The sequence below is a fragment of the Streptomyces davaonensis JCM 4913 genome (genome assembly GCF_000349325.1).
In the GTDB taxonomy this organism is placed as follows: Bacteria; Actinomycetota; Actinomycetes; order Streptomycetales; family Streptomycetaceae; genus Streptomyces; species Streptomyces davaonensis.
On the sequence record NC_020504.1, the window covers coordinates 1441154 to 1462888 of the forward strand.

The 21735-nt window shown below is 70.3% G+C and carries 21 protein-coding genes and 2 pseudogenes; 16 read left to right on the top strand and 7 right to left on the bottom strand.

Annotated elements, in window-relative coordinates; genetic code table 11:
• Positions 1–23: 23 nt before the first annotated feature.
• The gene (locus BN159_RS06370) at positions 24–470 is read left to right on the top strand and encodes a type II toxin-antitoxin system PemK/MazF family toxin (RefSeq protein WP_041820907.1); all 447 of its coding nucleotides are present in this window, start codon (positions 24–26) and stop codon (positions 468–470) included.
• A gap of 41 nt (positions 471–511) precedes the next feature.
• Here the strand turns inward: BN159_RS06370 and BN159_RS06375 are convergent, their stop codons facing one another.
• The gene (locus tag BN159_RS06375; RefSeq protein WP_015656103.1) at positions 512–1336 is read right to left on the bottom strand and encodes a TIGR02452 family protein; all 825 of its coding nucleotides are present in this window, start codon (positions 1334–1336) and stop codon (positions 512–514) included.
• A gap of 279 nt (positions 1337–1615) precedes the next feature.
• On the opposite strand from BN159_RS06375, the gene egtA reads away from it, so the two are divergent.
• From egtA to BN159_RS06400, 5 genes are all read left to right on the top strand, one after another.
• Positions 1616–2911, top strand: coding sequence for an ergothioneine biosynthesis glutamate--cysteine ligase EgtA (gene egtA / locus BN159_RS06380; protein WP_015656104.1), 1296 nt, complete (start codon positions 1616–1618; stop codon positions 2909–2911).
• Complete coding sequence (egtB, locus tag BN159_RS06385) at positions 2908–4212, top strand: ergothioneine biosynthesis protein EgtB (protein ID WP_015656105.1); 1305 nt, start codon at positions 2908–2910, stop codon at positions 4210–4212. The genes egtA and egtB overlap by 4 nt, the downstream gene beginning before the upstream one ends.
• Positions 4212–5003, top strand: coding sequence for an ergothioneine biosynthesis protein EgtC (gene egtC, locus BN159_RS06390; protein ID WP_015656106.1), 792 nt, complete (start codon positions 4212–4214; stop codon positions 5001–5003). The genes egtB and egtC overlap by 1 nt, the downstream gene beginning before the upstream one ends.
• Positions 5000–5962, top strand: a complete 963-nt coding sequence (gene egtD / locus BN159_RS06395; RefSeq protein ID WP_015656107.1) for an L-histidine N(alpha)-methyltransferase — start codon at positions 5000–5002, stop codon at positions 5960–5962. The genes egtC and egtD overlap by 4 nt, the downstream gene beginning before the upstream one ends.
• A 68-nt stretch (positions 5963–6030) precedes the next feature.
• On the top strand, positions 6031–6246 hold the full coding sequence (locus tag BN159_RS06400; protein WP_015656108.1) for a dodecin: 216 nt from the start codon (positions 6031–6033) through the stop codon (positions 6244–6246).
• A gap of 45 nt (positions 6247–6291) precedes the next feature.
• Here the strand turns inward: BN159_RS06400 and BN159_RS06405 are convergent, their stop codons facing one another.
• On the bottom strand, positions 6292–6783 hold the full coding sequence (locus tag BN159_RS06405) for a phosphatase domain-containing protein (protein WP_041820908.1): 492 nt from the start codon (positions 6781–6783) through the stop codon (positions 6292–6294).
• A gap of 67 nt (positions 6784–6850) precedes the next feature.
• Between BN159_RS06405 and BN159_RS06410 the strand changes: the two genes are divergently transcribed.
• Positions 6851–7267, top strand: a complete 417-nt coding sequence (locus BN159_RS06410) for a (2Fe-2S) ferredoxin domain-containing protein (protein WP_015656110.1) — start codon at positions 6851–6853, stop codon at positions 7265–7267.
• A gap of 51 nt (positions 7268–7318) precedes the next feature.
• Here the strand turns inward: BN159_RS06410 and BN159_RS43190 are convergent, their stop codons facing one another.
• Entirely contained in the window at positions 7319–7942 is a 624-nt protein-coding gene (locus BN159_RS43190; RefSeq protein ID WP_015656111.1) for an FMN-binding protein, read from the bottom strand.
• Positions 7943–7986: 44 nt separating this feature from the next.
• Positions 7987–9318, bottom strand: coding sequence for a ferredoxin reductase family protein (locus BN159_RS06420; RefSeq protein WP_015656112.1), 1332 nt, complete (start codon positions 9316–9318; stop codon positions 7987–7989).
• A 216-nt stretch (positions 9319–9534) separates the two neighbouring features.
• Between BN159_RS06420 and rpmF (BN159_RS06425) the strand changes: the two genes are divergently transcribed.
• Together rpmF (BN159_RS06425) and BN159_RS06430 are read left to right on the top strand one after the other, a co-directional pair.
• A complete protein-coding gene (gene rpmF / locus BN159_RS06425; protein ID WP_015656113.1) occupies positions 9535–9705 on the top strand; it encodes a 50S ribosomal protein L32 in 171 nt (56 codons plus the stop codon).
• Between the two features lie 102 nt (positions 9706–9807).
• Positions 9808–10902 (top strand): barstar family protein, encoded by a 1095-nt coding sequence (locus BN159_RS06430; RefSeq protein WP_015656114.1) that lies wholly within the window; start codon positions 9808–9810, stop codon positions 10900–10902.
• 76 nt (positions 10903–10978) lie between these two features.
• Here the strand turns inward: BN159_RS06430 and BN159_RS06435 are convergent, their stop codons facing one another.
• On the bottom strand, positions 10979–11194 hold the full coding sequence (locus tag BN159_RS06435) for a hypothetical protein (RefSeq protein ID WP_015656115.1): 216 nt from the start codon (positions 11192–11194) through the stop codon (positions 10979–10981).
• Between the two features lie 39 nt (positions 11195–11233).
• On the opposite strand from BN159_RS06435, the gene BN159_RS45665 reads away from it, so the two are divergent.
• Positions 11234–11386: a hypothetical protein gene (locus tag BN159_RS45665; RefSeq protein ID WP_157901079.1), complete on the top strand. Its 153-nt coding sequence runs from the start codon at positions 11234–11236 to the stop codon at positions 11384–11386.
• Between the two features lie 173 nt (positions 11387–11559).
• Positions 11560–12471 carry an aldo/keto reductase gene (locus BN159_RS06440; protein WP_408055015.1) on the top strand — a complete coding sequence of 304 codons (912 nt, stop codon included), beginning with the start codon at positions 11560–11562 and terminating at the stop codon, positions 12469–12471.
• Positions 12472–12907: 436 nt separating this feature from the next.
• On the opposite strand, the gene BN159_RS06445 is transcribed toward BN159_RS06440, so the two are convergent.
• Positions 12908–13363, bottom strand: a complete 456-nt coding sequence (locus BN159_RS06445; protein WP_015656117.1) for a MarR family winged helix-turn-helix transcriptional regulator — start codon at positions 13361–13363, stop codon at positions 12908–12910.
• Between the two features lie 110 nt (positions 13364–13473).
• On the opposite strand from BN159_RS06445, the gene BN159_RS06450 reads away from it, so the two are divergent.
• The 5 genes and pseudogenes from BN159_RS06450 to BN159_RS06465 all read left to right on the top strand — a co-directional run bounded on the left by BN159_RS06450 (position 13474) and on the right by BN159_RS06465 (position 17814).
• Positions 13474–14502: an aldo/keto reductase gene (locus BN159_RS06450; protein WP_041818882.1), complete on the top strand. Its 1029-nt coding sequence runs from the start codon at positions 13474–13476 to the stop codon at positions 14500–14502.
• On the top strand, positions 14499–15602 hold the full coding sequence (locus tag BN159_RS06455; RefSeq protein WP_015656119.1) for a Gfo/Idh/MocA family protein: 1104 nt from the start codon (positions 14499–14501) through the stop codon (positions 15600–15602). The genes BN159_RS06450 and BN159_RS06455 overlap by 4 nt, the downstream gene beginning before the upstream one ends.
• Positions 15603–15828: 226 nt before the next feature.
• Positions 15829–15993: pseudogene (gene rpmF / locus BN159_RS43685) on the top strand (50S ribosomal protein L32); the annotation flags it as partial.
• A 58-nt stretch (positions 15994–16051) separates the two neighbouring features.
• A pseudogene (locus BN159_RS06460) lies at positions 16052–16525 on the top strand (GTP-binding protein); the annotation flags it as partial.
• Positions 16526–16716: 191 nt separating this feature from the next.
• A complete protein-coding gene (locus BN159_RS06465) occupies positions 16717–17814 on the top strand; it encodes a hypothetical protein (RefSeq protein ID WP_015656121.1) in 1098 nt (365 codons plus the stop codon).
• Between the two features lie 96 nt (positions 17815–17910).
• Here BN159_RS06465 and BN159_RS06470 read toward each other — a convergent pair whose 3' ends face one another.
• A complete protein-coding gene (locus BN159_RS06470; RefSeq protein ID WP_015656122.1) occupies positions 17911–21678 on the bottom strand; it encodes an ATP-binding protein in 3768 nt (1255 codons plus the stop codon).
• Positions 21679–21735: the final 57 nt, after the last annotated feature.

A 21735-nucleotide genomic window follows, 5' to 3' on the forward strand; every position in this document is an offset into this window, starting at 1 on the left:
CGCCAGGCTCTAACGTGATCCCCGTGACTGCGTCCACTGAAGAGAACATCCCGGGCCGCCAAGGCCCCCACGCCACCATCGAGGCCGACCCCCGCAAGGTGGGGCGGGTGCGCACGGAGTACTCGCCCGCGCATGACGGCGACCCGGATCCCGGGGAGATCGTGTGGACTTGGGTGCCTTTTGAGGAGAACGACGGACGGGGCAAGGACCGGCCCGTGCTCGTCGTCGCCCGGGAGGCGGGCGGCACCTTCCTCGCCGTGCAGCTCTCCAGCAAGCGGCATGACGCGCAGCGGGACTGGGTGCCGATCGGGAACGGGCCCTGGGACAAGTCCGGGCGGGACTCCTGGGTCGATGTCGACCGGGTGCTGCGGTTGCACGAGCGGGGCATGCGGCGCGAGGCGTGCGCGCTGGACCGGATGCGGTTCAACCTGGTCCGGAATCGACTGCGGGAGCGGTACGGCTGGAGCTGACACTCCGCACACGCCACGGCTGGCCTGAGGCCCTGCGCGCTCTATGACTGGAGCTGCCGCTCCGGGAACGCCCGTTCGAACGCCGCTCGCGTCACCGTCCCCGGCGTGCGATCCAGGATGCCGAACACCACGTGCTCGAAGCGGCCCGCGAACCGCCCGCCCGGCCCAAGCAGCGTCCGGAACGCTCCCGCGACCTGCGCCGGGTCGTTCTGGAACACCCCGCAGCCCCAGGCGCCCAGCACCAGGCGCCGGTAGCCGTGTACCGCGGCGACCTCCAGGACGCGCTCGGCGCGGGTCGCGAGGGCGGCCGGGATGTCCGCGGCGCGCTGCGGGGTCGTACGTCGGATGACGCCTGCGTTGGGCGCCGGGGCCGTGAGGAAGCCGACCGTGTGCGGCGAGTCGAGGAGCCGTCCTCGGTCGTCGCGGAAGACGGGCACGCTCGGTGAGTGGATGACGCGGTCCGTGTAGAAGGGATCGCGGTGGGTGCGGTGGTGGTCGTAGAAGTCCCGGATCCCGACAAGGCAGGTGTAGAGCGCTGAGGCTCGGCACAGGGCCTCTTCCTGGGCCTGCGCGCCGTTCAGGTAGCCGCCGCCGGGATTGCGGGCCGAGGAGAAGTTCAGTACGGCCGTGCCGTCGCCGAGTCGGTGTGCGGCCTCCAGGCTGCTCTCGCCCGTGACCTCGAAAGACGTGTCCACCGAAGGCGCGGAGGGGACCGGGACAGCGTCCGGCCCGTACATGTGCGTACCGCTCCGCGCGGCGTCCACGGCCGCCGCGATCGGCACCTGGCGGCCGTCGGTGGCGGTGTAGTGGCCCGCCGCCACGATCTGTTCCGTCTGCTGTGCGATGCCCCGCAGGCGCGCGCTCATGGCGCCACCCCCGTGAGTGCCATGAGCGCGCGCCCGGCGCGCTCCCCCGTCGTGCTCATGCACGCATCGTGGGCGATGCTCTACGGGAGGTGCAACCGAGTTTCCTGGTCCCCGAACGCCTCCGAAAACGCGCGGGAACTGGATGTGACCGATCCGGAACATCCCGGGAGGCGCCCTTGTGCCGAGCCGGTTCAGCGTCTTGGGTGGGACGAGTGTGCCTGCCCGGCCCACCCGAAATGCCGGGCCGGTGGCATGGTGGAATATCAGGAGGATCCCGATATGCCAGATTCGTCCAGCGGCTCTTCGCCGAGCGGCTGTACCAGGCCCCGCACCTCGGTCTCCGAGGCCGAGGTCGAGGCCCTGGTCCGCGGTATCTGCTTCAAGACCGGACCGCCCCGCACCATAGGTGTCGAGGTGGAATGGCTGGTCCACGAGCTGCGCAGCCCGCAGCTCCCCGTCACACCCGAACGACTCCGGGCGGCCTACGCCGCCCTGCGGACCGTGCCTCTGAGGTCGGCGCTCACCGTCGAGCCCGGTGGCCAGCTGGAGCTCAGCTCGCCGCCCGCCGCCTCCCTGACGGAGTGCATCGGTACCGTCTCCGCCGACCTCGACGCCGTACGCGCGAGCCTTCGCGAACACGGTCTCGGACTGGTCGGCATCGGCCACGACCCGTGGCACGAACCCCGCCGCTATCTGCGCGAACCCCGCTACGACGCCATGGAGGCCTGCCTGGACCGCAGAGGTCCGGCGGGCCGCGCCATGATGTGCACCTCGGCATCGGTCCAGGTCTGCCTGGACGCCGGCCACGAGGAGCCCGGGCCGCTCGGCCATGTGCGGCGCTGGTGGCTCGCCCATCAGCTCGGCGCGGTGCTGGTGGCCGCCTTCGCCAACTCGCCCCTCGTCGGCAACGAGCCCACCGGCTGGCGCTCCACCCGGCAGCTGCTGTGGATGGAGATCGGCGCGGGCCGGGCGGGCGCTCCCCCGCTGGACGGCGATCCGCGCGCCGCGTGGGCCCGGCATGTGCTGGACGCGCCGGTGATGTGCGTACGCCAGGACCAGGGCCCTTGGGAGGTCCCGGAGGGGCTCACCTTCCGGGAGTGGACCCGATCGGCGGTGCCCAGGCCGCCCACCGAAGAGGATCTCGGCTACCACCTGACGACCCTGTTCCCGCCGGTCCGACCGCGCGGTCATCTGGAACTGCGGATGATCGACGCCCAGCCGGGCGAGGACGGCTGGATCGTCCCGCTCGCCGTGGCGGCCGCGTTGTTCGACGATCCGCAGGCCGCCGAGACCGCCTACCGCGCGGTCAAGCCGCTGTCCGAGCGGGCGCAGCCACTGCCCGCGCCGCACAATCCGCTGTGGACCGACGCGGCCATGCACGGCCTGAGCGATCCGGAGCTGCACGAGGCGGCGGTGATCTGCTTCGCCGCCGCGCTGGAGGCGCTGCCGAGGATGGGCGCCGCCCCCGAGGTCACGGCCGCCGTGGCCGCGTACCGGGACCGCTACATCGCCCGGGGCCGCTGTCCCGCCGACGATCTGCTCGACCGCCTGCACGGGAAGGACCGCACGCCATGACCGAGACCGAGGCGCTCCGGGAACGGGCCCTGACCACGCTCATCACCGCCCGGGACCGCACCACGCTGCTCACCAGCTGCGTCGAGGACCCGGACCTGACCGCGCAGCACTCCCCGCTGATGTCCCCGCTGGTGTGGGACCTGGCGCACATCGGCAACCAGGAGGAGCAGTGGCTGCTGCGGGCGGTCGCCGGCCGGGAGGCCATGCGCCCCGAGATAGACGGCCTCTACGACGCCTTCGAGCATCCGCGCTCCGAGCGTCCCTCGCTGCCGCTGCTGCCGCCCGCCGAGGCCCGGCTGTATGCGGCCGAGGTGCGTGGGCGGGTGCTCGACCTGCTGGAGAGCACCGCGTTCGGCGGGAGCCGGCTGACCGAGGCGGGCTTCGCCTTCGGGATGATCGCCCAGCACGAACAGCAGCACGACGAGACCATGCTGATCACCCATCAGCTCCGCACGGGCCCGCAGGCCCTGACCGCCCCGGACCCGGAACCGGCCCCGCTGCTCACCGGCCCGGCCGAAGTCCTGGTCCCCGGCGGCCCGTTCACGATGGGCACCTCGACCGAGCCGTGGGCGCTGGACAACGAACGCCCCGCGCACCGGCGTGAGGTGGCGGCCTTCCACATCGACACCACGCCCGTCTCCAACGGCGCCTACCAGGCGTTCATCGAGGACGGCGGCTACGACAACGAACGCTGGTGGGACCCGGCGGGCTGGGCCCACATCCGGCAACATTCCATCCACGCACCGCTGTTCTGGCAGCGCGACGGCAAGCAGTGGCTGCGCCGCCGGTTCGGGGTGACCGAGGTGGTGCCGGTGGACGAGCCGGTGGTGCACGTCAGCTGGTACGAGGCCGACGCCTACGCCCGCTGGGCCGGGCGGCGGCTGCCCACCGAGGCCGAGTGGGAGAAGGCCGCCCGGCACGACCCGGCCGGCGACCGCTCCATGCGCTACCCGTGGGGCGACGCCGACCCGGCGTCCGAGCACGCCAACCTCGGCCAGCGGCATCTGCGCCCGGCCCCCGTCGGCAGCTACCCCGAGGGCGAATCACCGCTCGGCGTCCGGCAGTTGATCGGGGACGTGTGGGAGTGGACGTCGAGCGACTTCCTGCCCTACCCGGGGTTCGTCGCCTTCCCGTACAAGGAGTACTCGGAGGTGTTCTTCGGTCCTGAGTACAAGGTGCTGCGCGGCGGTTCGTTCGCCGTGGACGCGGTGGCCTGCCGGGGCACGTTCCGCAACTGGGACTACCCGATCCGCCGGCAGATCTTCTCCGGGTTCCGCACGGCCCGCTCGGAGGCCGTCTGATGTGCCGTCATCTGGCGTATCTGGGGCCCGAGGAGCCGCTCGGCGCCCACCTCGTACGGCCCCCGCACGGCCTGTACCGGCAGTCCTGGGCGCCCCGGTTCCAACAGCACGGCACGGTCAACGCCGATGGCTTCGGCGTGGGTTGGTACGCGTCCGGTGATCCGGTGCCGGCCCGGTACCGGCGGGCCGGGCCGATCTGGGCGGACCTGTCCTTCGCCGATCTCGCCCGCGTCGTACGCACGACGTGCCTGCTGGCGGCGGTCCGGGACGCGACCCTGTCCGGTGCGGACGCGGAGGCCGCGGCGGCGCCCTTCGCCTCCGGCGCCTGGCTGTTCAGCCACAACGGCGCCGTACCGGGCTGGCCCGGCTCCCTGGCGCCGCTGACCGGCACCCTGTCCGCGACGGATCTGCTGTCGCTGGAGGCCCGTAACGACTCGGCGTTCGTGTGGGCGCTGGTCCTGGCCCGGCTGCGGGCCGGGGACGCCGAGGGCCAGGCCCTGGCCGACACCGTCCGCGAGGTCGCCGAGGCGGCGCCCGGCGCACGCCTGAACCTGCTGCTGACCAGCGGCGACAGCATCACGGCGACCACCTGGGGCGACACCCTGTGGTACCGCACAGAGCCCGGCCGCGGCACGGTCGTGGCCTCCGAACCGTACGACGACGATCCGCTCTGGCACGAGGTCCCGGACCGCACGCTCCTCGTCGCGAGCCGCACGGACGTCACTCTCACTCCGCTGAAGGAGCCGGGCGAGAACTCGGCACCCGCACCCTCCAAGGAGCCCCGCACGTGAGCCCGTTCCATCTCACCCGCCAACTGCCCGAGGACGCCACGGAGGCCGCCCTGCGCGCCGACGTCCTGCACGGTCTGACCCGCACCCCCAAGACCCTCCCGCCGAAGTGGTTCTACGACGCCGTCGGCAGCGAACTCTTCGAGCAGATCACCGAGTTGCCCGAGTACTACCCGACCCGCGCCGAACGCGAGATCCTCATCGCCCGCGCGCCCGAGATCGCCGCCGCGACCCGGGCCCGGACCCTGGTCGAACTGGGCTCCGGCTCCTCGGAGAAGACGCGGTACCTCATCGACGCGCTCACCGAACTGCACACCTACGTCCCCGTCGACGTCAGCGACAGCGCCCTCACCCAGGCCGGGCACGCCCTCATCGAGGAGCGTCCCGGACTCGATGTGCACGCGCTCATCGCCGACTTCACCGGCGGCCTCACCCTGCCCGACACCCCGGGGCCCCGGCTGGTGGCGTTCCTCGGCGGCACCATCGGCAACCTGCTGCCCGCCGAACGCGCCGACTTCCTCGCCCGGGTCCGCTCGCTGCTGGTGCCGGGCGACGCCCTGCTCCTCGGCACCGACCTGGTCAAGGACGAGAAGGTGCTGGTGCGGGCGTACGACGACGCGGCCGGGGTGACGGCCGAGTTCAACAAGAACGTCCTGACGGTCGTCAACCGGGAACTCGGCGCCGACTTCGATCCCGGCGCCTTCGACCATGTGGCGCTGTGGGACGCCGAGAACGAGTGGATCGAGATGCGGCTGCGGTCCCGCACCGCGCAGACCGTGAAGGTGCCCGCGCTGGACCTGGCCGTCGACTTCGCGGCGGGCGAGGAGCTGTACACCGAGATCTCGGCGAAGTTCCGGAAGGAGGGCGTGCGCGCCGAGCTGTCCACTGCGGGGCTTGAGCTGTCCCACTGGTGGACGGACGAGGAGGGCCGGTTCGCGCTGTCACTGAGCGTGGCGCGGTGACGGACGGCTCGCGCGATGCCCCGGCTTGGGGCACGGTGGAGTGACGCGTGTGCGAGAGGAGCACCCACATGTCGAACCACACCTACCGGGTCACGGACATCGTCGGCACCTCGCCCGAGGGCGTGGACCAGGCGATCCGTAACGGCATCAACCGGGCCTCGCAGACCCTGCACAACCTGGACTGGTTCGAGGTGGTCGAGGTACGCGGCCAGCTCAACGACGGGCAGATCGCGCACTGGCAGGTGACCATGAAGGTCGGCTTCCGCCTGGACGAGACCGGTTGAGCGCGGCTGGGCTGAGCGTGACCGGCTGAGCGCGCTGCCGGGACCTCAGGTCCGCCCCTCCCGCTCCTGCGCGGACATCAGCGCGGCGGAAGGGGCGGTCCAGCGCGCCCGTACGACCCGGAACCCGGCCTGTTCGGCGTCCGCGCAGACGAGTTCGTCGTCGTCCACCAGGACCCGGATCTCCCGGGTCCTGGCCAGGCGGCGGAGGATCTCCAACTTGGTGCGGCGGGCGGGCCTGCGGTCATTGTCGCGCCGCATGTACACCCGGCCCTCGGGCAGTTCCTGTGCCGCGAGCCACTCCAGCGTGTCCGCACGGCAGCGCTCGGGCCGCCCGGTCAGATAGACGACCTCGCACTCCTCGGCACTGGCCCGCACCAGCGCGATGCCCTCGGGAATCGGCGGGTCGGCGGGCGCGGCGGCGAAGAAGCCCTCCCAGTCACGGGGCTTGGACTCCAAAAACCGTTGCCGGTGGGCGGTGTCGGCAAGGGTGTTGTCCAGATCGAACACGGCGAGCGGCCGCTTGCTGCTGTCGGTCACGCCGTCAACCATACGCAGCGCAGGGCCCGGTGATCACGACGGTCAGCGCAGGGCCCAGACTTCTGTCATGTCTTCGATGCCCCGCACCGCCTCCCGCACCACCTCCCTGTCCGGGTCCGCCTGCTCACTCGTCGTCTGCCGCGGCTGCTGCTGCGGCAACGCCCGCAAGCACCCGGGCACCGATCACGAGGGGCAACTGGAGGTGCTGCGCGCCGCGGCCGCCGAGCACGGCTTCCGGATCCGTACGACCGACTGCCTGGGCCCCTGCGACCAGGCGAACGTCATCGTCGTCGGCCCCTCGTCGGCCGGACGCCGCGCGGGCGGCCGACCGACGTGGGTGGGCTTCGCGACGGACGACGACAGCACCGAGGAGGTCGTGCGCTGGGTGGCCGCGGGCGGGCCGGGCGTGGCCGAGCCACCGGTCACGCTGGAGCTTCAGTTCATCGACCCACCGAAGGACGCCCGGGTGCGCTCACGCCGCTGACCTCCACGCCCGTGCCGGGTCAGGCGCATCGCTGTGTCGGCGTCATGGGGCTCAGACGCCGGCCTGGTCCAGGGCGCTCTGGAGGGACTGCTTGTAGCCCGCGCTGGTGTACGTGGCGCCGGAGACCGTGTCGATGTCCGCGCTCTGTGCCTGGAGTGTCTCCTGGTTGAGCTTGGGGATGGCCGTGGAGTTGATGTCCTTGCTGCGGGCCGTCTCGTCGGGATACTGGACCGCGTTCGCCGCGGTGATCTTGCCGCCGGTGAGGGTGATCCGTACCTGGACGGGGCCGTAATTGGTCTGGGCCGTGGCGCCGGTCACGGTGCGGGTGGTGGAGGCGGCCTCGGTGGTCTTCGGGGCGGAGGGCGCGCTGCTGGTTCGCGTGGGTGCTGCCGGTGCTGTGCTGGAAGCGCGCGCGGACGAAGGGGCGGAGGGAGAAGGGGACGCGGTGCGCTTCTTCTCCGATGCCTTCGACGACTTCGACGACGAGGGTGACGCGGATGTGGACGCGGAGTGCGAGGACGCCGATGGGGACACGGCGACGTTCGACGTGACCGCGGACCCGGCCTGCGGAAGCGAAGGGTCCGTGGTCGGCTTGAGCGCGATCAGCAGCACGATGCCGGAGACCGTACCGACGGCGGCCAGCAGCGCGTGGCGGAACGGGTGCTTCTTCCTCATGCGAATTCCAGCGTCTCAGGGGTAGCGGGTGTCACAGCGGCGCCTCAGAACTCGAAGGACTCGTGGTGGATACGGCGGTGCGGGACCCCTGCCTCGCGGAGTGCGGCGTACGACTCCTCGGCCAGGCCCGGCGGCCCGCACAGATACACGTCGTGGTGAGCGATGTCCGGCAGGATTTTGCGCAGCATCTTCGCGGTGATCGCGCGCCGTCGCCCGTCCGGGCTGTTGAGGGCGTACAGGAGCTGGGCTCCGCGTTCGTCCGCGATCTCCTCCAGTTCGTCGCGCAACGCCAACTCCTCGGCCGTGCGGGCCCGGTAGAGAAGTGTCAGGTCGCCGGGACCGCCGGGCAGCGTCTCGAAGAGGGCTCGAAGAGGGGTGATGCCCGCCCCGCCCGCGAGCAGGAGCACCTTGCCGCGGCTGCGGCGAGCCGCCGTCATCGCCCCGTACGGGCCCTCCGCCCAGACACGTGTGCCTGGCCGCAGTCGGGCCAGCGCCGCGCTGTGCCCGCCGACGGCCTTGACGGTGATGCGCAGCAGGTCGGGGCGGGGCGGCGCCGAGAGGGAGTACGGGTTCGCGGTCCACCGCAGGCCCCTTGCCAGGAACCGCCAGCGGAAGAACTGCCCGGCCTCGGCGCCCAGCCGATGCAGTCGACGGCCCCGGATCAGCACGGAGACCACGCCCGGCGCCTCCCGCACGACCGACTCGACCCGCATGCGGTGACGGAGGTTGAGCCGCAGCGGGGTGAACACGCGGTACCACAGCAGAAGGGTGCCGACCATGACGTACAGGGCATACCAGGCCGTACGGGCGACCGCGTCGGCGGCGAACTCGCTGCCCGTCGCGAGTTGGTGCCAGAAGGCGAGATAGACCGCGGCGTAGGTGAGCAGGTGCAGGTAGTACCAGGTCTCGTAGCGCACTCGGCGGCGTACCGCACCGGCGGACACGAGGCCGACGAGGAGCAGCAGCAGTGTGCCGACGGCTGCTTCGACCATCCTCGGGTACTCGGTGACGACGGAGACCGTCTGCGCCACGATGCCGGTGTCCGCCTGTAGCGCGTAGCCGTAGAGGATCAGCACCACGTGGGCGATGGTCAGGGTCAGCGCGTAACGGCCGCTTCTCGCGTGCCAGCGCACCACTCGGTCGGACCCGACCCGGCGCTCCAGGGCCGGGACGCGTGCCATTTGGGCGATGACCAGGGCGATCACGTATCCGGCGAGCAGTCCGGTGATCCGGCCCGCGTTCGCCAGCCGGTCGGCGGTGGTCGGGGCGACGGCCGGGGTGTTGTGCCACCACAGCCAGACCACGGCGCCCGCGCCGGCCCATGCGAGCGCGAGCAGGGGTGCCGCGGGAGAGCGGCGGGGCCGGATCCGGCGCATGGCCTGCCGTCTGCCCGCCCGGCTGTGTTGGATGGTCGTCAAAGTGGGCCGTACTTCCTTCTCACTGTTCACCAGATCCAGCGCACAGGCGGGGCTGGGTGTCACACCCTCCGCACGGGGCGGTGGCCCGCGCCCCCGCCCGACCAATTGTTAATGGGATCCATTTTCATGTAGCGTCCTCGATGTTCCGCTGTTCACCCACCCAGGAGGTTCGTCATGGCCGTCCCCAAGCGGAAGATGTCCCGCAGCAACACCCGTCACCGCCGAGCACAGTGGAAGGCCACCACCCCCACGCTGGTGCCGGTCACGGTCGACGGCGTCCAACACCTCGTACCGCAGCACTTGGTCAAGGCGTACGAGCGCGGGTTGCTGCGTCCCGAGGGCTGAACGGATGCCGGACGACCGCCCGCCGAAGGACGCCCGGGTGCGCTCCCGCCGCTGACTCGGCATCGGGGGAAAATGGCTACACCGCTGGAACCCGGTCCGTGCATGATTCCAGGCGTGCACGAGGACGAGGACCATCGCGGGCGATCGCGGTACACGCTGACCGAGACGGAGCACGGGCACGCCTGGGGAGCCTGCGCCGAGGCGGACGGGCTGTTCGGGGAACCCGAGCGCGGGACGTACGAGCTGTTCGGCTGGGTCCCGGAAGGGGAAGTGGGCGCCTGGGTGGGCCACCGGGTCTGGCTGGTACCGGACGACGATTCGCTCGAACCCTGGCTGCTGGAGGACGCGGAGAGCCTGGGCCGGCTCACCGCGACAGACAGCCTCGTACTCACCGGACTGGACGACTACGAAGGCCCGCCCGAGGGGCACAGGGGCCGCGTGCGCGTGCACGACGGGCGCCAATGGCTGGGCTCCTGCCGGGAGTTCACCCGCGTCCTGCCGCCCAGGCGATCAACACCTCCGCTCGTCCTGCGCGGGCTCACCCAGGGTGACGAGCTACGGGCAGCACTGGCGAAGGGCACCCGGCGGGCGCTGGACCTGGAGCAGGCAGCCCTGGAGATACGGGACCACCAAGGCGAGCAGCTCACCGAACGTCTCCTCTGGACCAGAGTCAGTGCCTGGCGCCCATCACCGCACGACACGGACCTGATCGACCTGGAGCTCGACGGAGCATTCTGGACGCCCGTCCCCGAACACGCCCGGCCCATCTGGGAGCAGTGGTTCACCGGCCCGCCCGCCACGAAGGCCGCCTGGGCCGATCTCGACACCCGGCGCCGCTGGGCTTGGCACGACCTCGTCCGCGAGCGAACCGCCTATCGCACCATCGCTGACCGACCTGCCGGACACGCCTACGAACTCGACGGTCGCCACGTCACCGACGAACCGGGCCTCTACCTGGCCCTCGGCGAGGCGGTGAACGGCCCGGGCGGCTACTTCGGCGGCTGCCTCGCCGCCATCGACGACTGCCTCGGCGGCACCTTCGGCTACACCGCCCCCGCGACCCTGCTCTGGCACGACGCCGCCACCGCACGCGAGCACCTGTCCCACGTCCTGTCCTCCGACGGCCACCCCTACGACCTCTTCGCCCTGGTCCTCGACCTCCTGGCCGAGGGCGGCATGCACGTCACCCTGGCGTGAACCACTCACTCCCATTCGTGCAGGGCCTTGCGGGTCCAGGCGGGGGATTCGTCGCGGTCGCCGAGGTGGAAGTGGTTCAGACCCAGCAGCCGCAGCGCTTGCCGAGGAACTGGTGGGCGGGTGAGTCGTCGGGGTAGGTGTCCAATTCGTCGAAGACCTCGGCGGCTCGCGCCACGCTTCGGTGGCCCGAGCGCTGGACCAGTTCGTGCGCACGGTGAGCGTGCGCGATGGCGGTGTCGAGGTCGTTGCGCTTGGCCGCGTTGGTGGCCAGCCGGGAGTGGACGAGCGCCACCCATCCGTCGGCGCCCGCCAGTTGACGCAGTGCGACGGGATGGCCAAGGCCGTCCAGGTCGCGCGCGATCCGCTGATCGAATCGCTGATCACCTGGGCCGCCCTCACCTTGATGACACGCTTGGCCCGCCGCACGGCCTGCTCTGCCGAACGCCGTGACACTGCCCCGTACTGCCTCGCACAGGCAGCCTGATCGCTTTGCTGGTGGGTGTGTGCCTACGACGTCCTGATCGAAGACTCTCGGCAGGTCCAACGGCTGGGCGGCGATAGTTCGTTCCCGAAACGCATGTGGCGTTTCGCCCAGCCTGTTGATCTTTCGCGGCACCCCGCAGCCCCTCATACTCCAGATCCTGACGAAGCAACAGGTTGAGGAGCACGGTGAAAGCAGCAGCGGCAGCAGGGACCTGGAAGCTCGGGGACCTGGAGGTGAACCGCGTCGGCTATGGCGCGATGCGGCTGACCGGCAACGGCATGATGGGCAACTCCGACGGCACTCCGATCGACCGCGATGTCGCCGTCCGGCTGCTGCACAGCGCGTTCGAGCAGGGTGTCAACCATATCGACACAGCGGCCTTCTACTTCTCGCCGCTGCGCTCCGCGAACGAACTCATCAACCGGGCCCTCGCCTCCTGGAACGACAACGTGGTCGTGGCGACCAAGGTCGGCCCGGGTCGCGCCCCCTCCGGCGAGTGGCTGACCATGGCCCGCCCCGACCAACTACGCGGCCACGTCGAGGAGAACCTGCGCCAGCTCGGCCGGGACCACCTGGACGTGGTGAACCTGCGAAGCGACGGCATGGATTCAATCGCCGAGCACTTCGGCGCCCTCGCCGAGCTGCGCGCGGCGGGCCTGGTCCGGCACCTCGGGCTCTCCAACGTCCGGCCGCAGCACGTCGCCGAAGCCCGGGCAATCGCGCCCGTGGTCTGCGTACAGAACTCCTACGGCCTGGACTGGCGCCGCGACGACGAGAGCGGGCTGGTGGACCTGTGCCGGGAGCAAGGCATCGCCTTCGTCCCGTTCTTCGCCATCTCCAGCCTGCGGCGCGAGGCTGCCCCCACTCAGGACCACGACGCTCGCGTCCACACGGTCGCCCGCGCCCACGATGCGACGCCCGCCCAGATACGACTGGCCTGGACCCTCCACCGCGGACCCCACATGCTGGCCATCCCCGGCACCACCAACCTGGCCCACCTCGCCGAGAACATCGCCGCCGGCGCCCTTCGCCTGACTGAGGAGGAGCTTGCTCTCCTCGACAAACCGAGCGAGGCCCACGCCTGAGCGCGCCTGTGTCCGGACTCGAGTCAGTAGCGTCGAGCGTGAGCGGTGTTTGCGTGCAGGTCCGGCTGTCGAGCAGGTTCCGGAGTGCTTCCTGGATGGCTTCGCGATCCAGCTGAGACTCCTGTGCGAGAAGCAGGCGGGCTCCCGCTTCGACCTCAGCCCACGCCAGCCGGCTGCGCCGGTTCTCGGTGCGTCTCACGTCGCTGCGGAGGAAGCCCGCCCCTGCTGAGAGACCAGGCAGCTCCAGAGATGCCGGCGAGCAGTGCGGCGGGAAGGCCGAGCGCTACGTCCATGACGCCCGAAAGACGCACCCGTTGATAGGCCTGCGTTCTCGACGCTCCGCTTCGACAAGCACGCGTTCGACGTCGGCCCGAAGAGGCATCACTTGCCCCTGTGAATCGCCGTGACCGCCGACCCAGTGGCTGGGGCCCGATGGCTACAGCCGGCGCAACACGGAGTTCAGTGTTTCGATCTCCTGCGCGGAGAGCCTGTCGGTGAAGTGGCGGCGTACCGCGGCTTCCAGGCCGGGGCGCACGTTGGTGATGGCCTGGCGTCCGGTGTCGGTGAGGGTGACGGTGACACCGTCGGCGCGTTCGCGGGTGACGAGTTCGCGCTTGGCCATACGGGTGAGCTGGTGGGAGATGCGTGTGCGGTCCCAGCCGAGCGACGCGGCGAGTTGGCTCTGGCGCAGGGCGCCACCCGCCTTGTCGAGGTTGACGAGGATCGTCAGGTCCGGCTCGGACAGGCCCGCCGCCTCGGCGGTGTCCGCGATCACGCGGGCCCGGACGATCTCGTGGGCGCGCTTGAAGGCGGACCAGAGCTCCACCGGCTCCGGTGTGGTGTCGCCGATCGGATCGTTCGGCTCGGCAGTTTCGCCAACTCGTGTTGACATATCAACGCGCCTCTTCCTAGTGTTGAAATGTCAACGCTAGCAGGCGGCTGCTCCTCGGCCGACCGCCATCCACCGCGCCGCGCCCGCCTCTCTCGCCCCCGGAAGGATCCATGCAGACCCGACCCCTTGGCACCGGCGGCCCACAGGTAGCCCCTCTCGCACTGGGCTGCGCAGGCATGTCCGACCACACCGCCCCCGCCGACGAGGCCGACGCCATCGCCACCATCCACACGGCCGTCGCCGCCGGCGTCACCCTCCTCGACACCGCCGACTTCTACGGCATGGGCCACAACGAGGACCTCATCCGCCGCGCGCTCCGCACCCTCCGCGCCGACGATCGCGAAAGGGTGCTTCTGAGCGTCAAGTTCGGCGGGCTGCGCGGCCCCGACGGAGCCTTCGTCGGCATCGAGGGCCGTCCCGCCCATGTCAAGAACGCGCTCGCCTACTCGCTGCGCCGCCTCGACACCGACCACGTCGGCATCTACCGCCCCGCCCGCCTGGACCCCGACACCCCGGTCGAGGACACGATCGGCGCCATTGCCGATTTGGTCCAGGCCGGCTACGTACGCCACATCGGGCTCTCCGAGGTGGGACCGGAGACCATCCGCCGCGCCCACGCCGTGCACCCGATCCGTGACGTACAGATCGAGTACTCCCTGTTCAGCCGTGGCCCCGAGACCAGCGGCATTCTGGACACCTGCCGTGAGCTGGGCATTGGTGTCACCGCCTACGGGGTCCTCGCACACGGCCTGCTCACCGGCGCCTACCGCCAACCCGCCGGAAGCGACCCGCGCGCCCATTGGCTGCCCCGCGTTCACCCCGACAACCTCGCCGCGAACCTCGCCCTCGTGGACCGGCTCCGGCCGCTTGCCGACGCACGCGGCATCAGCGTCGCGCAGCTCGCCACCGCCTGGGTCATCGCCCAGAGCCGCCGGCACGGCACCGTCGTGGCCGTCCTGGGCACCCGCCGACCGCACCGCGTCGAGGAGGCCGTGACCGCGGCCGACCTCGCCCTGACCGATGCGGACCTCCGCGCGATCGGCGGGGCGGTCCCGGCCGACGCGGTGGCCGGCTCCCGGTACGCCGCACCCCTCATGGCCCTGCTGGACAGCGAGCAAAGGAACGGCCGCGCATCATGAACACTTCCACGTCACCGCTCGCCGAACTGGCCCGCTCCGAGAAGCCGATCGGCGTCGGGATCATCGGGCTTGGGGCGCACGGGAGTTGGGCCGAGCGCTCGCACTTGCCCGCCCTGCGCGCCGTCGCCGGTTACGAGTTGAGGGCCCTGAGCACGAGTTCGAAAGAGTCGGCGGAGCGCTCCGGGCAGAAACACGGTGTGTCCCGCACCTTCGGAACGGCGGCCGAGCTGGCCGCCTGCGACGAAGTGGACCTCGTGGTCGTGGCGGTGAAAGTGCCGCACCACCGGGAACTGGTGCTGACCGCGCTGAGCGCCGGCAAGAGCGTGCTGTGCGAGTGGCCGCTGGGCAACGGGCTCGCGGAGGCGGAGGATCTGGCACGGCGAGCGCGCGTCCGCGCTGTGCCGACCGTCGTCGGACTCCAGGCGCGGTCGCACCCGGCCCTCGCCTACGCACGGGATCTCGTGGCCGACGGCTACGTCGGGGAGGTGCTGTCCACGACGGTCGTCGGCTCCGGCGGCGCCTGGGGCGCCACCGTCCGCCCTGGTGATCACTACGTGCTCGACGCCGCCAACGGCGCGACCCTGCTGACCATTCCCTTCAGCCACGCCCTCGACGGACTCGCGTCCGTCCTGGGCGAGCCCGAGGAACTACGGATCCACTTGGAGTCGCGGCGTACGTCGGCCGTGGACACCGAGAGCGGGCAGCCCGTGCCCATGACCGCCGCGGACCAGGTGGTGGCCTCCGGACGGCTGACGGGCGGCGCGACAGCCACCTTCCACTACCGCGGCGGCATGTCCCGGGGCACCAACTTCCGCTGGGAGATCAACGGCACGAAGGGCGACCTCGTCCTCACCGCCCCGATCGGCCATCCCCAGCTCAGCCCGCTCACCCTCGAAGGCGGCCGCGAGGCATCCACCGGACTCGCCCCCCTGAGCGTGCCCGAATCGTACGTGCGCGTCCCGCAACTGGACCCCCGAGCCGACGCACCGGCGTACGCGGTTGCTCATGCCTACCGGCAGTTCCTGGACGACCTGCGCGAGGGCACGTCGCACGTACCCGATTTCGCGCACGGCGCCGCCCGGCACCGCAGCCTCGCATGACCCCCTCCCGCCCATCCTGGACAGGAGGCGATCCGGCTCTCGCAGTACGCGAGAAGGGAGTCGCGGGTGAGCGAGCGGACGGTCGACACGGCGGCGGAGGCGGTGGGGCAGTCGGGTCGATGAGTCGATCGTGCATCGTAGGCGGGCCTACGCCGGGTATGTGGCGGCGGACAATGCCCGGCGGGCGGGGCACTACGCAGCGTCCTCGGTGTTCGCTCACCCAGTCATGACCGTCCCCAAGCGGAAGATGTGCCGCAGCAACACCCGCCACCGCCGAGCACAGTGGAAGGTCACCACCCCCACGCTGGTGCCGGTCACCCTCGACGGCGTCCAACACCTCGTACCGCAGCGGCTGGTCATGGCGTACGAGCGTGGGCTGCTGCGCCCCGACGACCGCCGACTGCCCGTAACCGTGCTCTCCGGGTTCCTCGGGGCGGGCACGACCACGCGACGGCGCCACCCTCGACGACCTGGCCCGTCTGGACACCATGGTCACGGTCGTGGACGCGGCCAACTTCCTGCCCGAACTGGACAGCGGCGACGAACTCGCCGAGATCGGTCTCGCCCCATACAAGGACGACGAACGCACGGTCAGCGATCTCCTCGTGGACCAGATCGAGTTCGCCGACGTCATCGTGCTGAACAAGCTCGACCTGGTCGACGACGCGTCCGCGGCACGGCTGCGAGCGGCGCTCACCCGGCTGAACCCCCTCGCGCGGATCATCGATGCCGTACAGGGACAGATCCCGCTCCAACACGTGCTGGGCACCCGACTGTTCGACCTTGACCGGGCGCAGCAGGCACCGGGCTGGGTGCGGGAGCTGAACGGCGACCATGTCCCCGAGACCGAGGAGTACGGCGTCTCCTCCACGGTCTTCCGCGCCGACGTCCCCTTCCACCCCGAGCGGTTGTGGACGTTCGTGCCCTCGTCGCCCTGGCCGTCAGCACCTGGCTCGTCGTTCACCACCGCCGCCGCGACCAGACCGTTTTCCCCCGGAGCCGGCCCGGAAGGAGGATCGGGGTACGGCCTCGGCTACAAGCGCGAGAAACGCAGGTGTCGGTCAAGACTCGGCGCTCTATCCTGCTCTGTTCGCTTACAGAGGGGTACAGCGCTATGACCGGCCTTGCAGATCCGCTCGACGATGAACAGCAGTATCTCGTTGACGTCGTGTGGTCGACGTTCGTTGAGCACGGCGAGTTCCCGAAGTTCTTCTACGTCAATCACCTCATGCGGCGCCGCAGACACGACACGGTCGCCGTGCTCAACAGCTTCCCCGCGGTGGGCACTGTGCTCACCCACCGTTACCGGGCAGTCGGCTGGTGGGGAACCGATCACAACCCCGACCACGACGGAGTGGTCTTCCTGACGGTTGCCGGGCTCTACCACGTTCAGGATGACCCGGTGGCCGAAATGATCAGCCGGGGCCTGCTCGTGTTCATGCGCGAGTTGACCAAGGCTCAGGACAGGATCCTCGACTCGCCGTTCGCCATGCCTGACGTCGAGGTCGACCTAGCCACCTCGGTGACGCGGGCCGAGGCCAAGGGAGGCTACGTAGGCCACATGGCGACGATCGCCGAGCAGGAATGGCCGGGGATTCGCTACAACAAGGGAAACAACACGGGGCGGCTGGGCATGTTGGCTGACGCCGACTTCTCTACGGTCGCGGACTACCTTGCCGCGGTCACAGCCACGCTGTCGCCGCCCGAGCCTCCGGCCGCACTGCCGTACGCAGAGCCACGCGCCCTTCTGCGGGCGTTCAACTTCCTCGACGTCACCACCGAGCTGGTGCTTGGCCACCAGCTCGTATCCCGTCCGCCGATGGACCGGTCCAGTCTGCTGGCCCAGGACATCGAGGACGAGGCCGGGTTCCAAGCGGGCTTGGTCGTCCTCACAGACATCCTTCGCGATCTACAGGTCCCGGGCAGGGCACCCGCCTCTGCTCTCGGCCGTCTCGAAGGTCACCTCGTCCGTCATCTACCCGCTATCGACCAGGCCGCGGTACAGCAGGCCGTCGAACTCCTCGACCAGGTCCGGGTGTTGCGGAACTCCGCGGTTCATCCCAAGCCCTCGGCGCGGCTCCTCGCCGCTCACCAGGCGCTCGGCTTGACCTTCCCCGTCCGGGACTTCACGGCCGCATGGGACAGCGTCCGGGCGCATGCCGAGCGGGCGCTGAGCCGAGTGCAAGAGGAGATTCAGGCCGCACGGCCGTAGGGTGACCTGTCACATCGGGCCGTATGTAAAGCGGCCCGGTGGGCGCGGCACTCGCGCACGAGAACGCACGGCTCAAGGCGGTCGCGCGTCTGGACCTCACCAGTCTCGGCCGTCCGGAGGGAGTTCGTCTGTTTCGTCCCGCATACGGTCCAGGGTGGCGTGCGCGAGATCGCGGTAGAACTGCTCCTCGACGCTGCCCCGGGCGCATCCGTCGGCCAGCTCAGTGGCCTTCGCCTGCTGCTCTATATCCTCGGGGTGGGGCTCGCCAGGCGTCCCCCAACGCATCCCGCTCATGCAGGCTTCATAGAGGGCGCCCCGCACTCTTCTCAGGCTGGCGTCTCCGTGGCGGTCCGCGGCTCGCAGGCAGCGGCGTACGAACCCGACGTCCCAGACCAGTGTCCGTGGGGCTTTGGACAACATCGCCGCGGCGACCGTGATCTTCACGGGGTCGCTGTCGTCGAGATATTCGTCAATCACGGCGGTGACCCGGGCGTCGTAGGGCCCGGCGACAAGCTCGAAGAGGTGGGCTCCCAGATAGCGCCTGCGGGCGGATTCCGGTTCGGCGGCGATCCAGTCGCGGATCTGTCGCAGTAGGTCCGGGAAGTCGCCGTGATCGTGGAATGGCGGTGTCACATGCCAGCGGAAGGGCAGGGCGGAGTGCATGCCTCTCGCTTGGCGTGATGAGGACTCCGCCCTGGCTTCGAGCAGTTCGATGACGGAGAGGGGTTCGGTGCGGGCGAGTTCTGCGAGGAACCGGCCGATCTCGTAGCCGTCGATGGACGGTGCTGCGGTCAGGGCGGTGAGAAATGCCTCCTGCTGTTCCTTGGAGAGATCCGACCAGGACAGCGAACTGTATGGGGCACCGGCCACGGCCAGGGCGAACGCGTCGAGGTCCGCTGTCTCCAGGGCGGGCGATGCGGTGAGCAGTTCGACGGCCAGGTCCTTGTGCTGCGTGGCGATGACGCGCACGGCGCCGAGAGCGGCCCTGCGCACGATATTGTCCCCGTGGATGGCGAGTTCGCGCAGCAGGTCCGCCTCGCCGTCCAGCAGATCGCCGCGACCGCGCTGGTGACCAAACGCCTGCGCCATTTCCCGGGTGAGTTCGGTGTTCTCCGAGCCCATGAGCGTTCGCCCCCAGTGGACCGCGCGGTCGCCGGCGGCGTGTCCCATTGCAGCGACAGTGACCGACACAAGCGATGCCAGCGAGCACTCGGGCGCGGCCATGGCCTGCTCGCAGATGGCTTCGCCGACGGACGGGCGGTGGGTGACCAGCGTCCAGATGAAGGACCGGGCTCGTCCGCTGTCGGTGCCGAAGACCCTGTAGTTCTCGCTGAGCAAGACATCGACGCACGCCGCGATCGTGTCGTCTGTCCAGTCGGCGAGCGCGCCCATCACGTCGCTGAACAGTGCGTCTTGCGCCGCACGCGAATCCGAGACGGCGGAGTAGACGGCCGGGTCGGCCGGTCCGTGTAGCGCCCGGGCGAGTTCGTTGTCCGGTGAGGTGGGTATTGCGCTCAACAGGTCTTCGGCGGGGCGGCGGAGGCCGTCGGGGCCGTGCTGTGCGAGCCAGCCCAGCTCAGTGCGCACGGCGACCAGGATTGCCGGCGGCAGGGCGTGCTCAACGATGTACCGGTGCAGCCGGTCGATGGTGCTCGCGAGGTGTGGGATCCACGGCTGGCACATGGCGTCTGTCACCGTCAGCCCGAAACCGCCAAGTGGCAGGCTGATTGCGTTGCCGATCAGGGAACGGGCCGCCGAGGCGCGTTCGAGCTGCGGGTGTCCCAGCTCCTCGAACGCCAGGTCCAGCGCCGCGCCGCGCATGTCCAGGACCTCACTGGTGGGGGTCAGCACGTAGGGGCGGAAGGTCAAGGTCCAGGTCGTGGGTGTCCACAGCTCGTCATGGCCTTCCGTGCTCAGTACGGGGGCGAGCACGCTCAGCGGCTGGTGGACAGACGGAGGAGCGGGTGCTCGGGCCAGCCAGCGCTCGACCTGGCTGACGAGGATCTGCTGGTACTCGGTGGGGCCCCAGCGGGTGTAGCCGGCCAGTTCCTCCAGAATCCGCAAGGGGTGCGAGGGGTGTTGAGGCAGGGGGCGCGGGTCGTCGCAGCCCAGGCGCCAGAGAAGGGCGGCCGCCTGCGGCAGGAACTCCAGAGAATGAGCGGCGGCCTGGAGGACAGGGGCCAGGGCATAGCGCACATCCGTGTCGGTCCAGGTGTGGGTCAATCCGAACCCGACTTCCGCGGTGACGGGGGCGCAGGGGTTGTCCGCCGCCCATGTGGCCAGGTCTACAACCCGCCGTGGTTGGAAGAAGGCGACCTTCGCCACGACCTCCAGCAGACTCACCAGCTCCCGTGCGTCCGCGGCTCGGAACGCTGCCGTGATCTGCTCCCACAAGGGCTCGATCAGCCCTCCGGTGCTGGTGCCCTGTTGCTGTTGCCACTCCACACGGCCGGTGTTCACCACCAGGTTGGCCAGCGCGCTGCCCTGGCCGGCTTCCATGGCTCGGGCGAGGTAGCCCGTGGGCAGACCTGTGCTGCTGTGACGCGCTGCCTTGACGAGCAGGGCGTCGCCCAGCAGGTCCGGCACGAGACGTAGGGTTGTGCCGTGGCTCAGGACCACCCCGGCGCCTTCCAGGGTCGCCAAGTGGCGGGCGCAGACGTCGAACGGCAAGCCTGTCAGAGCTTCCAGCGACGTGCGAACCTCCGGTTCCGCGAGCCGCGCAGGCTGGAACGCGGCGAGGGCGGAAAGCAGGTCCTGGGGTACCTGGACAGATGCCGGATCGGCGGTCAGCGCCTCGGCAAGCCGGTCCGTGAGTTCCAGGTGGAGTTGCTCGTCGCCTTCGATTCTTCGAGGATCCAGGGCTCCGCTGTTGATCAGCGCCGCGCCGGTGACGATCAGCAGTGGGCAATCCCGCGCCGCAGTGGCGAGCCTCGGTGCGTGAAGCCGTACCGCTTCGTCCAGAATCTCGCTGGCCAGGGAGAGGGCGTCGTCGAACTCCAGGTCCCCGATCTCGACCGAGGTGGCCTCGCTCGCGTGCAGACCGGCCTGGGCCAGTGCGCGGCGAGCGTGGGCCGCACCGTAGGGCCGTAGGGAGAGCAGTACGTTGGCGGAGCCGTTGGCGCTCCGGACCCCGGCGACGATCTTTTCCAGGGGGAGGGTGTGGTTGTGTGCGTCGTCGACGATCACCAGCAGACTGCCCGTGCTCGGCAGTTCCCTGAACGCGCCTGGGCCGATGTCCGGGTCGGGGCCGAGCACCCGTACTTCGACGGCGGGCTCTGCCTCGCGAAGCGCTTCGCACAGGGCCGTCACGATCTTCGTCTTCCCGACTCCACCCCTACCGATGAGGAGCGCGACGCCTCCGTGCTCGTTCCTGGCGAACGGTACGAGGCTGTCCAGGATCTGAGTACGTCCGACGAGTCGCCAGCGGTGCGTGTAGACCGAGCCCTGGTTCACCTGGCGGAGGTAGTCGTCGGGTTTCATCCAGGGATCCGATTCCGCGGGTCCGTTCTGCTGGATCACGACCTGCGTGCCGACCACATTGCCCAGGAAGACCCCGCCCGTGAAGTCGATGTGGTCCCCTCGATACCAGGCCTCCGCGCTGCCCGGCGTATGCCGCTGCATAGCCTCCGCAACCGCTTGCGCGATCTGCGGATCGGCGACGAACAGGTCGGCCAACCGGTCGCCCCAGGACCGCACCGCTTCCTGCCGGGCGGGCTGGGCAGCCGCCTCGGCAAGCACTTGTGCGGAGGCACTCGGATCCTGTGCCAGCGCCCGCGCCAGTTCCTCCACAAGCTGGCGCCCGCCCTCCCCGCCGACGCCTTCGGCCAACACCGCCAGCAACGCCGTCGGCAACGACTCGTCCATCTGCCCCTTCCTCGCTCTACACAACCGGCCCGCTCGGAGCCGTGGGTCAACGGTAGA